At 64.0% G+C, this 13,814-nt stretch carries 15 protein-coding genes and 1 pseudogene; 8 read left to right on the top strand and 8 right to left on the bottom strand.

Translation table 11 applies throughout. From position 1 onward, the window contains the following. Positions 1-9: 9 nt before the first annotated feature. A complete protein-coding gene (locus O7B34_RS15575) occupies positions 10-693 on the bottom strand; it encodes a CerR family C-terminal domain-containing protein (RefSeq protein WP_337141088.1) in 684 nt (227 codons plus the stop codon). Positions 694-784: 91 nt separating this feature from the next. On the opposite strand from O7B34_RS15575, the gene O7B34_RS15570 reads away from it, so the two are divergent. The 3 genes and pseudogenes from O7B34_RS15570 (at position 785) to O7B34_RS15560 (ending at position 2,849) form a co-directional block, all read left to right on the top strand. After that, the gene (locus tag O7B34_RS15570) at positions 785-1,258 is read left to right on the top strand and encodes a CYTH domain-containing protein (protein ID WP_140749851.1); all 474 of its coding nucleotides are present in this window, start codon (positions 785-787) and stop codon (positions 1,256-1,258) included. Further along, the gene (locus tag O7B34_RS15565; RefSeq protein ID WP_337146874.1) at positions 1,255-2,199 is read left to right on the top strand and encodes a CHAD domain-containing protein; all 945 of its coding nucleotides are present in this window, start codon (positions 1,255-1,257) and stop codon (positions 2,197-2,199) included. Before O7B34_RS15570 ends, O7B34_RS15565 begins: the two co-directional genes overlap by 4 nt. Positions 2,200-2,255: 56 nt before the next feature. Then, positions 2,256-2,849: pseudogene (locus tag O7B34_RS15560) on the top strand (hypothetical protein). Between the two features lie 88 nt (positions 2,850-2,937). Here the strand turns inward: O7B34_RS15560 and O7B34_RS15555 are convergent. Together O7B34_RS15555 and O7B34_RS15550 are read right to left on the bottom strand one after the other, a co-directional pair. Continuing rightward, positions 2,938-4,314 carry an adenylate/guanylate cyclase domain-containing protein gene (locus O7B34_RS15555; protein WP_337141091.1) on the bottom strand — a complete coding sequence of 459 codons (1,377 nt, stop codon included), beginning with the start codon at positions 4,312-4,314 and terminating at the stop codon, positions 2,938-2,940. 356 nt (positions 4,315-4,670) lie between these two features. Beyond that, complete coding sequence (locus O7B34_RS15550) at positions 4,671-5,471, bottom strand: helix-turn-helix domain-containing protein (protein ID WP_337146873.1); 801 nt, start codon at positions 5,469-5,471, stop codon at positions 4,671-4,673. 113 nt (positions 5,472-5,584) lie between these two features. Between O7B34_RS15550 and O7B34_RS15545 the strand changes: the two genes are divergently transcribed. From O7B34_RS15545 to O7B34_RS15535, 3 genes are all read left to right on the top strand, one after another. Next, positions 5,585-6,439 (top strand): SMP-30/gluconolactonase/LRE family protein, encoded by an 855-nt coding sequence (locus O7B34_RS15545; RefSeq protein ID WP_337146872.1) that lies wholly within the window; start codon positions 5,585-5,587, stop codon positions 6,437-6,439. 138 nt (positions 6,440-6,577) lie between these two features. Beyond that, the gene (locus O7B34_RS15540; protein ID WP_442920966.1) at positions 6,578-6,772 is read left to right on the top strand and encodes a hypothetical protein; all 195 of its coding nucleotides are present in this window, start codon (positions 6,578-6,580) and stop codon (positions 6,770-6,772) included. Beyond that, a complete protein-coding gene (locus O7B34_RS15535) occupies positions 6,769-7,377 on the top strand; it encodes a DNA-3-methyladenine glycosylase (protein ID WP_337146871.1) in 609 nt (202 codons plus the stop codon). Before O7B34_RS15540 ends, O7B34_RS15535 begins: the two co-directional genes overlap by 4 nt. Here the strand turns inward: O7B34_RS15535 and O7B34_RS15530 are convergent. The 4 genes from O7B34_RS15530 to O7B34_RS15515 all read right to left on the bottom strand — a co-directional run bounded on the left by O7B34_RS15530 (position 7,367) and on the right by O7B34_RS15515 (position 10,787). Next, positions 7,367-9,103, bottom strand: coding sequence for a SulP family inorganic anion transporter (locus O7B34_RS15530; protein ID WP_337146870.1), 1,737 nt, complete (start codon positions 9,101-9,103; stop codon positions 7,367-7,369). The two genes, O7B34_RS15535 and O7B34_RS15530, sit on opposite strands and share 11 nt — an antisense overlap. A gap of 83 nt (positions 9,104-9,186) precedes the next feature. Further along, positions 9,187-9,450: a helix-turn-helix domain-containing protein gene (locus tag O7B34_RS15525; RefSeq protein WP_337146868.1), complete on the bottom strand. Its 264-nt coding sequence runs from the start codon at positions 9,448-9,450 to the stop codon at positions 9,187-9,189. Positions 9,451-9,735: 285 nt separating this feature from the next. Then, entirely contained in the window at positions 9,736-10,437 is a 702-nt protein-coding gene (locus tag O7B34_RS15520; protein WP_337147111.1) for a phosphatase PAP2 family protein, read from the bottom strand. Between the two features lie 8 nt (positions 10,438-10,445). Further along, positions 10,446-10,787, bottom strand: coding sequence for a hypothetical protein (locus O7B34_RS15515; RefSeq protein WP_337108543.1), 342 nt, complete (start codon positions 10,785-10,787; stop codon positions 10,446-10,448). Positions 10,788-10,954: 167 nt separating this feature from the next. On the opposite strand from O7B34_RS15515, the gene O7B34_RS15510 reads away from it, so the two are divergent. Further along, complete coding sequence (locus O7B34_RS15510) at positions 10,955-12,346, top strand: sensor histidine kinase (RefSeq protein WP_337141097.1); 1,392 nt, start codon at positions 10,955-10,957, stop codon at positions 12,344-12,346. After that, positions 12,343-13,005, top strand: a complete 663-nt coding sequence (locus O7B34_RS15505; RefSeq protein WP_337147110.1) for a response regulator transcription factor — start codon at positions 12,343-12,345, stop codon at positions 13,003-13,005. Before O7B34_RS15510 ends, O7B34_RS15505 begins: the two co-directional genes overlap by 4 nt. A gap of 219 nt (positions 13,006-13,224) precedes the next feature. Here O7B34_RS15505 and O7B34_RS15500 read toward each other — a convergent pair whose 3' ends face one another. Then, the gene (locus O7B34_RS15500; RefSeq protein ID WP_337147108.1) at positions 13,225-13,701 is read right to left on the bottom strand and encodes a hypothetical protein; all 477 of its coding nucleotides are present in this window, start codon (positions 13,699-13,701) and stop codon (positions 13,225-13,227) included. Between the last annotated feature and the right edge of the window lie 113 nt (positions 13,702-13,814).

Here is a 13,814-nt window from a genome sequence, read left to right as displayed (position 1 = left end):
TTGATCCCTTCATCCCTGCCTCTTTCGGGCGGCCAGTATGGCGCCGAGGTTGTCCGCTGTGACCGCCACCACCTTGGCGGCCTCGGCGGCACCGATGTCGTGCCAGCCCATGCGGCGCATCACCGCCTCGCGGCCGATGCGGAAATAGATGACCTGGCCGATCAACGTGAACACGGTGAGCCGGGTCCGTTCGCTCTCGGCCGGCTCGCCGGTGGCCTGCTCCCAGAGCAAACACAAACGACGATGCGCCGGATCGAAGACGCCTTCATAGATGCGGTCGAGCGCCGCCGTCGGATGCGACAGTTCGCGCAGAACGAACTGCACGATCTCTCCGGCCTGCGGACTGGCAACGACAAAGCCGACCATCCGCTCCAGGGCCGCGAAGAGCTGCGCGCGCGCCGCCTCCGGATCGCCAGCCGTCGCGACCTGTTCATTGAGCGCCTGACCGGCGACGGCCTGAATGGTCTCGACGATAAAGTCGGCGGCAGCTGCGCGAAGACCTTCCTTGCCGCCGAAATGATAGGCGATCGAGCCGATATTGGCCCCCGCCTCGGCCGCGATCTCGCGCGTCGAGGTGCCGTCGAAGCCTTGCCGCCCAAACAGTTTCAGCGCCGCCCGGACGAGCGCGGCGCGCGTCAGCTCTGCCGGGGATGTCTCGCGGCGGGGCGTCTTGGCATCTGGCAGTTTGGTCATGCTGAATACGTTAATCAATCGATTGATTAACGTCAACTTCCGCGCGGCTCAGTCTTGCCATCGCGCGCGGCAAACGCTTTAGTGCGCGGCCATGGGCAAGGAAGTCGAGCGTAAATTCCTGGTCTCCAGCACCGCATGGCGGGATCTGGTGGAAGCGGACATCCGCATCCTCCAGTTCTATCTCGCCATGGCACCCGGACGAACCGTCCGCATCCGCATCAGCGACGGAGCCTCGGCCAAGCTGACGCTCAAATTCGGCAGCAGCGCGCGCGAGCGCGACGAATTCGAATATCCGATCCCGCTGGCGGAGGCGGTGGAGATGCTGGACTTCGCCATCGGACGTGTCATCGAGAAGACACGTCACCATGTTAGGCATCGCGGCTATCTCTATGAAGTCGATGTCTTTGGCGGTGCACTGGCGGGACTTGTGGTGGCCGAACTCGAGACTCCGGAAGACGTTCCGGATGAAATGCTGCCGGACTGGCTCGGCCATGAAGTCACCGGCGATCAGAAGTTCTACAACGCGTCGCTCGCCCTCGGGGGGATACCGGAGATCGCCGCATGAGCTTTCGCATAGACCCGCGCATGCCGCTGACCGGCGAGGTCAGACGCATCCTTGCCGAGGAGATCGGCAAGGCCCTGCTGCATCTGGATGCGGCGCGCACACGGCCGGACCAGGGGCTGCACAAATGCCGCAAGCGGCTGAAGAGCGTGCGTGCCTTGCTGCGCCTCGTTCGTTCCGGCGACGAAACATTCTGTGCCACGGAAAACCAATGCTATCGCAATGTGGCGGCGCTGCTTTCCGGCGCGCGTGAAGCGACGGCGCTGATCGAGACCATCGACCGGCTGGCGGCGCGTTTCGCGAAGGAGAGCGCCGATGGCGGGCTCGATGCCGTGCGCGACAGGCTGTTCGCGCGCCAGCATGATTTGCACGAAGGCGCCGGGCTGCAGGCGGCGATCGGCGCGGCGACCGCCGCGTGCGAAGACGGCATGAGGCGCATCGAAACCCTTGCCCTGCCCGACCAGCCGGAACAGGCCGCCGACGTGCTCGCCGAAGGCGCGCGCGCCACCTTGCGCCGTGCCAGGAAGGCGCTCGACAAGGCCGGCGCTCATGGCAAGGCCGACGATTTCCACGACCTGCGCAAGGCGGCCAAGACGCATGGCATGCACTTGTCGCTGCTGGGCAGGCTGTGGCCGACCCCGATCAAGGCGCGGCGCAAGGCCGTCGATGAACTGGGCGAGCAGCTTGGCGAACTGCATGACGTGTTCGTCATGCGCGCGCTGCTCGAGGCGGACAGCGAGCCGCTTGGACCACCCGAGGACACGAAACTTCTCGGCAAGCTGCTCAAGCGCTCGGAAAAGAGCCTGAGGAAGGCGTGCCTTGCCGACGCGGCCGAACTGTTCGGCGACAGCCCGAAGCGCTCGACGAAGAGGCTTGCCCGCAAGGCCCGCGACGATCTTGCCGGCTCGGCCGAAGACGCCGGCGCACTTGCGGCCACCGGCTGATCCGGACCGAGCATGCTTTGCCCTCGGGCACCGGCCTCTGGTAATCGCCATAGCCGATGACCGAGCCTGGCGACATGCTTCTGGATCGACTGGGCCGCTGGCTTGCCGGTCGGCTGCAGGAAGAATGCTCGGGATACGAGCCCTACACGCCTTCCGACGCCGAAACACTGCGCCGCACGCTGGGGCGAGCGGCCTGGCGCCCGAAGACCGCGACAAGGTCGTCCCCTTCATGATCGGCAAACTCGGCCTGAGATACGATCTCAAGAACATCTTCGACATGCTGCGCTATTTCATGCCGACGCCGTCGGTGCCGGTGCGCTGGCGCCGCCGCATGCTGGCCTTCGGCTCCGGTGACCTGACGCGGGCGATCTGCTCGACGCTTATTGCCGAGGCTTACGGCCAGATCCGCTACCCGATCCTGCCCGAGATCACCCGCGCCCCCGGCCGTGCTTCGGGCAGTCGACCTATATGCCCAAGGAAATCCTGCACATTCGTCACCACTCGCTCTACACGCCGCGCGATTTCGACCTGTCGCCATCGTCAAGCCGACGCTGGAATATGGTTTCGGCTACCGGCAAATGATCTGGGACGACAAGGCAAGCACAGACGCCGCAGCCGCAAAGGCTGGCGCAACCGCGACGGACACGTGATGGCATTCAGCCTAGGTCAGGACATGCCCCTATGGCGCGGCCTACCGCTATCCCGCCGAGGTGCGGGCGTTTCACATGGCGGCCTACATCACGCCGGAACCGCAATAGCACCCTGGTTTTCGGCTCTGTGTTCGACCCAGACATGGACCGGTTCGTCCCGGCCGCGGATGCTCATCGGTCCATGATCGCGCGCATTCAACGGTGTCGTGGGCGATTCCGCCTTCGCGGCCTCAATCAGTCGTGACCCAAAGCAAATATTCGCCTGAAGCTCACGGCAGAGCGATTGCAAACGGCTGGCGACGTTGACGGTGTCGCCCACCACCGCGAAGGACAGATTGCGCTCGCTGCCGACCGCGCCGATGACCACTGCACCATATTGTGCACCGATCCGAACGTCCAGCGGCGGGTATCCCCTGGACACCCGCTGTACATTCCAGTCTTCGAGAGCGGCGATCATCGCTTCAGCGCATTGGATGGCCCGAGTCGCGTCGTCATGGCTGGCTTGCGGAACCCCGAATGTCGCCATGATGCAATCGCCGATATAGTTATCGACGGTGCCATGGTGGTCGAAAACGACTTGTTCCATGCGACGGTGGAACTGACGCAGAAGTTCGAACACTGCTTCGGCCGGATGATCCTCGGAATAGTGTGTGAAGCCGACGATGTCGGCGAACAGCACCGCGATATCCTGCCGGCGGACCGGGCCGAAGGGCTCGTCATCGGTGGCGAGCTGGTCGACGACATTGGGCGAAAAATGCCGGGCGAGATTGGCGCGGGCGCGCTCTGCCTTGACATAGTCTTCCGACAGATGTCGGGAGCGAAAGACGACCAGCGCCATGATCGCGCCGATAATCAGCACAACCAACACGTTGGTCGCCTGCGCAAATGTATCGACGAAATTGGGGTTGAGATAGAGGTTCAATCGCTCTGTCATTGGCAGCGAATAGAGGTTCGTCGCCGGAATTACGGTTCCCGGATGAGAAATCACCCAACCCACCCCGATCGCCCATGTCAGGGCCGCGAGCGCGCCAAGATAGAGTGCCAATCGTGTTGAAAGGGTCAGAGCGCCAAGGCATACGAAAATCAGCAGGAATTTAAAGCTGCCCTCGCGCAGTTGCATCGCGGCCGGCGTGACCTCCAGGGAAAACGGGTTGGGCGTTACCAGCAGAACGGTCAACAGAATGATGTCCAGCGTACCGGCGAGGTAACCGATCCACCATCGCGCTGTGCGACGGCGAGCAAAGAGAAACTGGATCAGGCCGACGAGCTGAAACAGCACGAGGCCCCCCAGCACGAAGAGCAGCGAAGCATCCCAGCGGCTGGTCAATGAAAAAAAGCAAGAGATCACGGCGAGCGATGCCGTACGCGCCCAGAACTGTAATGCAGCCCCCTGGCGTTCTGCGCGCGCCCGCAAATTTTTCAGGCGCGAGTAACGGCGAAGTTCAAGTGTTGGCGCGGTCGGCATAGGATCACTTCGATTTCACGGGGACGTGTCACGCATTCGGCAAATCCGCCTTCTCAATCTGGCAAATCAGTGCGCGAACTATATCATGAATGTGATTTCATTTTTGAAACGCGGCCGCAAAGAGCAAAAATGTCCGGACAAAAGATCATGGTGAAAACCGAAGCAGGACAGGCGGAGGCTTCTCTCTTCAGGTCACCAACAAACCGCACGCCCGGCGTCATTCTCCACATGGATGCGTTCGGCCCGGCCGGCGCTGGGCGGCATGGCGGAAGCTTGGCTGCAGAGGGCTATACCGTGTCGGGGCCGGATCTGTTCTATCCCAACGCGCCCTATCCTGCTCGGGATGATTGGCCGTGTCAGGCTGGTAACGGGCGGCGTCCCTTTGCAGGAGCGGCGGGCCGATCGAACGCGCCGGCGTCGCGCGGATGCGGGCCGATCGGCATGATCGCCTCGAACGGCGTCGCGCCAAAGGCAAACGTCCATTTGTAGCCGACCAGTCCGTCCTCGGGCGTGGTGTGCTGGTCGTGATGGGCCAGCAGTTTCGCGCGGTCGGCCAGTTCCTCGGCCTCGCGCCGCACCATCTCCGCCGTCTCCGGCCGCATCCGCCTGGAGAAGCTGACGAAGGTCGCCTCCCGTTCGAGATGGGTGATCGCCCAGCCGATGAAATTCTTGTTGGTCATCTCGAACAGCGGCCTCAGCGGCCCCTCGAAATTCCACTGGATGGGCGTTTCGACCAGCAATTTCGCCGACAGGCCACGACCGAGCTCGATCAGGCCGAGTTCCTCGAGGTCGCGCAGATAGAGGAACATCGAGGCCTCGCTCAGTCCCTGCGAGCGCATGATGCCTTGCGGCGTGAATTTTTCCGACAGCATGACGAAGACGAAGAGCAGCGCCGGCCGGCCGGCGAGCCTGCGCTCGATCCCGGGCGCGATGTGGTTGACCGGCCCCGGCCCCCGGTTCATCGAGCCGAGCACGTTTTCCAGCTCGACGCCGGCGGCGGCGCAGATCTCCACCAGCCGGTCGAGCTTGCAGTTCTTCTCGTGGAAGATGCGCTTCACCGTCGGCTCGGAAACGCCCATCCGCTCGCCAAGCTCGCGATAGGTGACCCCCTTCGCCTTCAGTGTCCGTTTCAGCGCCTCGAAGATCGGGCCGTTCATGGCATGCACCTCATTCCGGCAGTTTCGTATCGATATTCGATACTAGCGCCAATCACTCTTTCCGAAAAGTATCGAAAACCATAGGTCTCCGCCGTCATCACAGGAGACCGGACATGAAACGCATCATCACCTCAGCCTTCATCGCCGCCATCGGCATCGCGGCTCCCGCCCAGGCCGGCGAGCTCTGGCGCGCAAGCGGCCTCGAACAGCCGGAATCGGCGCTGTTCGACGCCGCCAACAACCGCATCATCGTCTCCAACATCGACGGCAATCCGGGCGATGCGGACGGCAATGGTTATCTCAGCGTGCTGTCCCTCGACGGCAAGGTCGTAACCCAACACTGGACCGACGGCATGGACGCGCCCAAGGGCATGGCGATATCGGGCGGCAAGCTCTATGTCGCCGACATCACCAAGGTCCGTGTCGTCGACCTCGCCAGCGGCAAGCTCATCGCCAGCATCGCCGTACCGAACGCGGTCTTCCTGAACGACATGACATCAGACCAGTCCGGCAAGGTCTATGTCACCGACATGCTGGCCGACGCGATCTATCGCATCGATGGCGACAGGCCGGAGCTGTTCGTGAGGGATGCGTTGCTGGCTTCGCCCAACGGCGTCTTCGCCGATGGCGACAGGCTGATCGTGGCCTCCTGGGGTAAGGGCATCAAGGCCGACTTCAGCACCGCCGAGCCGGGCGGGCTGCTGGCGGTCGACCTCGCCAGCAAGGCGGTGACGCCGCTGGCGGGCGCCCAAAGGTTCGCCGACCTTGATGGCGTCGTCGCCATTGGCGGCACCCTCCATGCCACCGCCTACATGACCGGCACGCTTTACCGATACAGGACCGGTGGCACGCCGGAAGCGGTTGCGCAGTTCAAGCCCGGCAGCGCCGACATCGGCACCGACGGCAAGTCGATCCTCTATGTGCCGCTGATGAACGAGGGCGAAGTGGCGGCGCTGAAGCTCGACTGAGAGCCGGCGTCGCGAGGCCGATCCGCACGACCTTCGCTGACAGCCGTGGATGGCCCGTGGTAGGACGGTCCATCCACGGCGATGGTCAAGGAGGTTTGCCATGGAAGACCGGGAGATCAGAGCGGCCCTGGATCGCCATTGGGCCGCCTCCGACCGTCACCGGTGCCGGTGATGCGGCGCACGGTGAAGCACCTGACCTATGACGGGCAGCCAACCTACACCGTCAGCATCAGGGCGTTTCTCGACGGCAAGGTGGCCCACGAGACCCAGTATTTCGGCGATCCGTTCGAACCCGTACCTTCGCGCGTGCAACGGGTCGAGCGGATATCGTGAGCCACAGCGACGATCATCCGCCGCTCGCGCGAGAAGAACTGCCCGACGATACGGCCGCCCTCGCCCGCTATCTCATCGGCAAGCTGGTGGTGCGCGACTTGCCTGAAGGCAGGATCAGCGGCCGCATCGTCGAGACCGAGGCCTATGTCGTCGGCGATGCCGCAGGGCATGGCTTTCGGGGAATGACGCCACGCAACCGGTCGCTGTTTCTCGAGCGCGGGCACGCTTATGTCTATCTCGCCTATGGCATCTCGTTCATGCTGAACGTTTCGAGCGAGACGCGAGGCACCGGGACCGGCGTGCTGATCCGGGCGCTGGAGCCGCTGGAAGGCATCGCGATCATGCGGCTGAACCGCGGCGTCGAGCGCCTGCGCGACCTGGCGCGCGGGCCGGGAAGGCTGGCTGCGGCATTGCGGATCGATCGTTCGCTCGACGGGCTCGACCTTTGCCGGGAAGGCCCACTATGGCTCGCTCGGGATGGCACTGAAACCGGCGCGATCGGGCAGAGCATCAGGATCGGCATTTCGAAGGATGCCGAGCGCCCGCTGCGATTTTATCTTGTGGGAAGTCCGTTCGTCAGCGGCCCGGGATCGCTCAATCGATGACGGACGGCTGTTCCACCTCCTGTTTTCCCGCCAGTTGCGCCCGCGCATCACGGATCGAAGCGGCATAGGTCACCAGCGGCCGCTTGACGCCGTGGTTGATCAGCATGCGCCGTATCTGCGGCGAGGCGCCCGAAATGATGAAGCGCACGCCAGCGCGCCTCGCCTTGCGGGCCGCGCTTTCGATGACATTGGCCGCCGTCGAATCAAAAAGCGGCACGGCCGAACAGTCGAGGATGAAGTTGCGGCGCTGGTCGGCGATGCGGTCGAGCACGCTGCCGACGGTGGAGGCGGCGCCGAAGAAGAAGGCGCCCGAGATGCGATAGACGACGGTTTCGGCGTCAGCGGCCTCGCTGGAATCATAGGCGCCGGCGCCGCTGTCGGCAACATCCTCCTGCGCCAGATCCGCCTCGACGGCGACGGACTTCGCCATGCGATCGATGAACAGGATCGAGCCGAGCGCGAAGCCGACGACGATGCCTTCGGTCAGGTCGCGGAAGACGACGATCAGGAAGGTCGCCAGCAGCACCAGCGCATCGCCGCGCGATGCCCTGAGCAGCGTGGCGAACGCCTGTTTCTCGAACATGTTCCAGCAGACCACCGCCAGCACGCCGGCAAGAGCCGAGAGCGGGATGTAGCTGGCTAGCGGCGCCGCCACCAGCATCAGCACCAGCAGGATAGCCGAATGGACGATGCCCGAAACCGGGCCGTGCGCGCCGGCCCGCACGTTGGTGGCGGTGCGGGCGATGGTGCCGGTGGCGCAGATGCCGCCAAACAGGGCGGATCCGATGTTGGCGAAGCCTTGCGCCACCAGCTCGCAATTCGAGCGGTGCCGCCGGCCGGTCATGCCGTCGGCAACGACGGCCGACAGCAGTGATTCGATCGCGCCAAGCAGCGCGAAGGCGGTCGCGTCCGGCAAGACGTCGAGCATCCTGCCGAGACTGACCGGGGGCAGGCCAGGCCATTGCAGGCTGCGCGGGATGCCGCCATAGCGCGTGCCGATCGTCTCGGCCGGCAGCGCAAACAGCGCCACGACGAGCGAGGCAAGCCCGATGGCGATCAGCATGGAAGGCCATTTCGGCCGCCAGCGCTTCAGGAAAACGATGGTTGCGATGGTCAACACCGCCACCAAGGTCGCGGCGGGGTTGATCGTGCGGGCCGCTTCGCCAAGCGCGATCAACTTAGGCACGAACGGTCCGGGTTCCCTGCCCGGCAGGGTCAGCCCGAACAGTTCGACGATCTGGCCGGAGAAGATGATGACGGCAATGCCGGCGGTGAAGCCGACGGTGACCGGATAGGGAATGAATTTGATGTAGGTGCCGAGGCGGAGGTAGCCGATCGCAAGCAGGAACACACCGGCCATCATCGTCGCCAGCAGCAGGCCATCGACGCCGACGCGGGCGACCGTCGCCGCCACTAGCACGATGAAAGCGCCGGCCGGGCCGCCGATCTGGAAGCGGCTGCCGCCCAGGGCCGAGATGATGAAGCCGCCGACGATGGAGGTGTAAAGGCCGCGTTCCGGCGTCATGCCCGACGCGATCGCGATTGCCATCGACAGCGGCAGCGCGACGATGGCGACGGTCAGGCCGGACATGAAGTCGGCCTTGAATTGCGGCAGGTGGTAGCCCTCGCGCCAGACTGTCACCAGCTTCGGCGTGAACAATTCGGAAAATGTCGGCTTCACCGGCTGATGGGCCGGTTGATGCACTGCCTGACGCGCTTGATCCATGGGCTGCCTTCCGCACCTGCAAAGGCGGCGGGATCGTCGGCAGGACTGTCGGCGGTCGCCGTCGCGACTTATGCCGGCTCAGCCTAGGGATCCGGCGGCACGGCGGGCTTGATGCGCACGCCCCTGCCGCCGCGCTCGCTGGGCTGGTTCTCGCCGATCAGTTCCACCCCGGCACCATCGAGAGCCTGGATGACCTTCATCAGCGTATCGACCACGCCCCTGACCACGCCGTCGCTCGCTTCCATGCGCTGGATGGTCGGAAGCGAGACGCCGGCGCGCTCGGCGAGGGTCTTCTGGTCGATACCGGCCAAGGCCCTTGCGGCACGCATTTGCGCGGCAGTGATCATCGACCGGAACCCATGTCTGAGTCTGCGGAGATAATGTGTAATACCATCATTGTGATGTTTCAAGCATCATTGTAAATGCGTTAGACATAATCGTTGTCACCTGATTGCCCATTTTCTTCGATACTCCGCGAGACTTTCAAGCTAGGGTGGCATGCATCCGGGGCAGGGGTATACGCGGTTGAGACTTTTCAAGACTTTGACGATATCGGCAGGTTTGCTGTCGCTGGTTTTGGCGCTGGCGGGCTGTGGTGGGCACCTCATCAACAGATTGATCTGACGGCGAGGTCAGGTGTCGTCGCTCACCGCCTGGCGCCGCTGCAGAAGCCTCGCCACCAACCAGCATAGCATCGCCCAGGCGAAGCCGGCGCACCAGCCCGCCAGCACGTCCGACGGCCAGTGGACGCCGAGATAGACGCGGCTGACGCCGACCAGCACCGCCGTCAGCACCGCCAGGAACAACACGTAGACCTGGGTGGTGCGGCCCGGCAGGAAGCGTGCCGCCAGCGAACCGAGCGTGAGATAGGTCACCGCCGACAGCATGGCATGGCCGCTCGGGAAGGAAAGCGAGGTCTCGTTGACCAGATGCGAAACCAGTTCCGGGCGGGGCCGGTCGACGCCGACTTTCAGCAGGCTCGACAGCAGCTGGCCGCCCGCCACCGCAACGAAGATGAGAAGCGCCGTCGCCGGGCGGCGGATCAACAGCAGATAGATGATCGTCGCCGTGGTGATCAGCACAAGCACGCTGATACTGCCAAGGCTGGTGATGTCGCGCATCGCCCCTTCGAGCCATGGCGGGCCGATGGGAACGCCGGGCTGGCCCGGCTGGCGGAAGGCAAGCAGGATTTCGGTATCGAAGGCGTGCGGCGTGGTGGCCCGTGCCACCTCCATCAATTCCTCGAACGCCCACAGCCCACCGGCGATGACCAGGCCGGCCAGCAGCACCGGGAATTCGACCCGGTTGAGCAGAGCTTTCGCAGCGTTCTTCATCGGCACCGTTACAACCGCCCTTGCAGATAGGGTCCAAGCGTGATCAGCGCCACGGCGGCGATCGCCAGCGCGATGCCGGCGGCCTGCAGCGCGTTGACGCGCTCGCCGAAGAACACCAGCGCCACGACGTTGACCGAGACCAGCTGGATGACCGCCGAGAGGCTGAAGGACACCGACATGCCGAACTCGCGGATCAGCCGCAGCATGATCAGATTGCCAAGCGAATAGAGCGCCAGCGTCAGCAGGATCCTGCCCAGGCTCGGTGCCAGCCCCCATTGCTTGGCGGCGGTCGCCGCCAGCAGGAAGATCACCGTCGAAAGGCCAAGCTGCAGCAGTCCCGAAAAACTCAACGTCCGTCTCCCTCGATGCGGCTTCGCCAGATGTCGCGGACCATGTTTCCGAAGCGCGCCGAGACGTCAAGCGACGTCGTTTCCAACGAAGGTCTTGGCAACGGCGAGACTGAAGCTCAATGTGCTGGAATCGCCCGGCATGTCGATAGAAGGGCGGTCAGGGGACCATGATTCGTATTCTTCAGAACTTGGCGCGACGCTGGAGCGAGCTTTCCCTTGCCCTGCAATTCGTCGTTGCCGGCGGCTTTGGGCTTCTGGTCGTCATGCTGGTCGTAGGGACCTGGGTGACGACGCAGATCCGGGACGGCATCATTCGCAATTCGGCTGCCACGACGGCGCTTTATGTCGACAGCGTGATTGCGCCGCTGCTGCCCGACCTGCGCAAGAGCGAGGAGCTTAGCGATTCCGTCAAACAGGCGCTCGACGAGACGCTCGGCCAAGGCGCGCTCGGCAAACGCCTGGCATCGTTCAGGCTCTGGCGCCGCGACGGCACGGTGCTCTACGCCAAGGACGCGGATTTGATCGGCCGCCGCTTCGACCTGAACAAAAATCTGCGTTCCGCCTTCCAGGGCAGTGTCGTTGCCCAGTTCGATACGTTCGACGAGAACGAAGACAAGGAGCGGGCCGCGGGCGTGCCGTTGCTCGAGATCTACAATCCCGTGCGCGAACCCTGGTCCGGCGACGTGGTCGCCGTCACCGAATTCTACGAGATCGCCAGCGATTTCAAAGCCACCTTGGCCTCCGCCCTGCTGTCGAGCTGGCTTGTGGTGGCCGGAACCACCTTGACGGCATTCCTGCTTCTGTCGAGCATCGTCCTGCGCGCCAGCCGCACCATCGACGACCAGCGCGGGGCGCTGCGCCGCCAGGTGTCGGAGCTGCAAGGGCTGGTGACGCAGAACAGCGCCTTGCGGCAACGCGTGCAGCGGGCGTCCCGCCGCGCCACCGCACTCAACGAAAGATACCTGCGCCGGATCGGCGCCGACCTGCATGACGGCCCGGCCCAGCTCGTGGCCCTGGCGGCGCTGCGCATGGACAGTCCGGTGTTCACCGGCGACGGCCATGGCAGTGAAGGCCGCTCGACCGAGGTCGCCATGATCCGCAAGACGCTGGAGGACGCGATGCGCGAAATACGCGGCATCTGCACCGGCCTGGTGCTGCCGCAGATAGAAACGGCGGCGGCCGCGGACGTGTTGCGGCTGGCCGTCGAGGAACATGAGCACCGGACGGGCACGTCGGTGAGGCTCACCCTGCCCGGACATTTGCCCGAACCCGGCGCTTCTGAGAAGATCAGCATCTATCGCTTCGTGCAGGAGGGGCTGAACAATGCCTACCGCCACGGGCGGGGCAAGGATCAGGCGGTGCATGCAGGAATGAAAAACGGCAGGCTTTTCGTTGAAGTGTCGGATGGCGGGCCGGGCTTCGATCCGGCGCGGGCCGAGGGGTTGGGGCTGGCCGGCCTCAGGGAGCGCGTTGAAAGCATCGGCGGACAGTTCGAAACCCTGACCGGGCCGAAAGGCACAAAGCTGGTGATCCGTCTTTCAGTCGAGGAGCAAGCATAATGGACGCCATTCGCATCGCCATTGTCGACGACCATCCGCTGTTCCGCGAAGGCGTGACGCGCAGCCTGTCGGAGATCGGAGGCTTCGAGATGGCCGGAGAAGGCGCGACCGCGCAGGACGCGGAACGCATCGTCTCGACCATGCAGCCCGACATATTGCTGCTCGATATTTCGATGCCGGGCGGCGGCCTCGCCGCGGTTACAAGCATCCTTGCCGACCATCCCGCCCAGAAGATCGTCCTGTTGACCGTTTCAGAGGCCAATGGCGATGTGACCAAGGCCCTGAACGCGGGCGTGCGCGGCTATGTCCTCAAAGGCGTCGGGTCGCGCTCGCTTGCCGATATCCTGCGCAACGTGGCGGCTGGCGAAAGCTATCTTTCGCCGATGTTGTCGGCCCGGCTGCTTTCCGATGTGCAGTCCCTGCAGCCTGCCAACGGCGTGGCGGACCGGCTGCGGCAACTCACCGGCCGGCAGACCGAAATCCTGCGGTTGGTGGCGGAGGGACTGAGCAACAAGGAAGTTGCCTTGCGCCTGGAACTGCAGGAGAAGACCGTGAAGCACCACATGACGGGGGTGCTGTCGAAACTCAGCGTGCGAAACCGCACGGAAGCAGCCCTCATGATGCGCGAGTTTCGCGACCGCGAGACGGACCGCTCATAGAGCGGTTCAGCGTCTGCGTATTTCCGCCAGGAGAAAGCGCTGCGCGCTTTTCGCGGGAAAACCGTTTTTCCTGGAATAAGTCCTCGGGGCATTTGGAACGCCGCAAAAGGAGGTCACCTCCGCCGGGGGGCGGCGGAGGTGACGTGTGAGGCTGGTCGTTGCCTGTTGACCAGCTTCACAAGGCCGAAATTCACAAACCCGAATTCACAGGGCCGAAATTCACAGCGCCTTGAGACGGCTGACATCGGCCGGTGTGGCCGGGCGGTCGATGATGGTGCGGCCGAGCGCATCCTTCATCCTGAAACGGCCGTTCTCGATGTTTTCCGTCATACCGTCGGGGTGCTGAACTGTAATCTTGTTGCCGTCCACGTCGACCTCGTCGCCGGTGGTGGCGTTGACATGGCTGCTCTTGTCGCGCTGGCCCTTGCCATTTCCGTTGTTCCCGCCGCCGCTATTCCCGTTACTGTTCCCGCTATTCCCGTTGCCGCCACTGTTACCGCCGCCGTTGCCGCCATTACCGCCGTTGCCGCCGCCACCATTGCCACCGCCACCACCCCTGTCGGCATGTGCGGTCGCGGCATCGATTCCAGGCACGAATCCATGGAAGGCAATTCCATAGGGAGCGACGGTCAGCGCCAGAAGCGCCGCCGATCTCAGAGCCAGGCGACAACAACGGGCCGTAATCGATCCGCGCATACTGATCTCCGTCGATTGAGCCGGCGCGCTCACCCCAACGTTGCAGTGCAACGAACATCGCCGAAAGACGTGGTGACCGAAAGCGGCCTCCGACCGTTGCGTTTGTCCCCCAG

Origin of the sequence: Mesorhizobium sp. Cs1299R1N3, assembly GCF_037179625.1 — a bacterium.
Taxonomy (GTDB): Bacteria; Pseudomonadota; Alphaproteobacteria; order Rhizobiales; family Rhizobiaceae; genus Mesorhizobium; species Mesorhizobium salmacidum.
Note: the sequence above shows the minus strand (reverse complement) of the source record. Positions and strands in the feature narration are given on the sequence as shown.

What these genes read in the sequence shown, in the direction of transcription:
- O7B34_RS15500 (WP_337147108.1), bottom strand. Translation starts at nt 13,701, where the DNA reads ATGCGCGGATCGATTACGGCCCGTTGTTGTCGCCTGGCTCTGAGATCG.
- O7B34_RS15510 (WP_337141097.1), top strand. Translation starts at nt 10,955, where the DNA reads ATGATTCGTATTCTTCAGAACTTGGCGCGACGCTGGAGCGAGCTTTCC.
- O7B34_RS15520 (WP_337147111.1), bottom strand. Translation starts at nt 10,437, where the DNA reads ATGAAGAACGCTGCGAAAGCTCTGCTCAACCGGGTCGAATTCCCGGTG.
- O7B34_RS15525 (WP_337146868.1), bottom strand. Translation starts at nt 9,450, where the DNA reads ATGATCACTGCCGCGCAAATGCGTGCCGCAAGGGCCTTGGCCGGTATC.
- O7B34_RS15565 (WP_337146874.1), top strand. Translation starts at nt 1,255, where the DNA reads ATGAGCTTTCGCATAGACCCGCGCATGCCGCTGACCGGCGAGGTCAGA.
- O7B34_RS15530 (WP_337146870.1), bottom strand. Translation starts at nt 9,103, where the DNA reads ATGGATCAAGCGCGTCAGGCAGTGCATCAACCGGCCCATCAGCCGGTG.
- O7B34_RS15555 (WP_337141091.1), bottom strand. Translation starts at nt 4,314, where the DNA reads ATGCCGACCGCGCCAACACTTGAACTTCGCCGTTACTCGCGCCTGAAA.
- O7B34_RS15550 (WP_337146873.1), bottom strand. Translation starts at nt 5,471, where the DNA reads ATGAACGGCCCGATCTTCGAGGCGCTGAAACGGACACTGAAGGCGAAG.
- O7B34_RS15570 (WP_140749851.1), top strand. Translation starts at nt 785, where the DNA reads ATGGGCAAGGAAGTCGAGCGTAAATTCCTGGTCTCCAGCACCGCATGG.
- O7B34_RS15545 (WP_337146872.1), top strand. Translation starts at nt 5,585, where the DNA reads ATGAAACGCATCATCACCTCAGCCTTCATCGCCGCCATCGGCATCGCG.
- O7B34_RS15575 (WP_337141088.1), bottom strand. Translation starts at nt 693, where the DNA reads ATGACCAAACTGCCAGATGCCAAGACGCCCCGCCGCGAGACATCCCCG.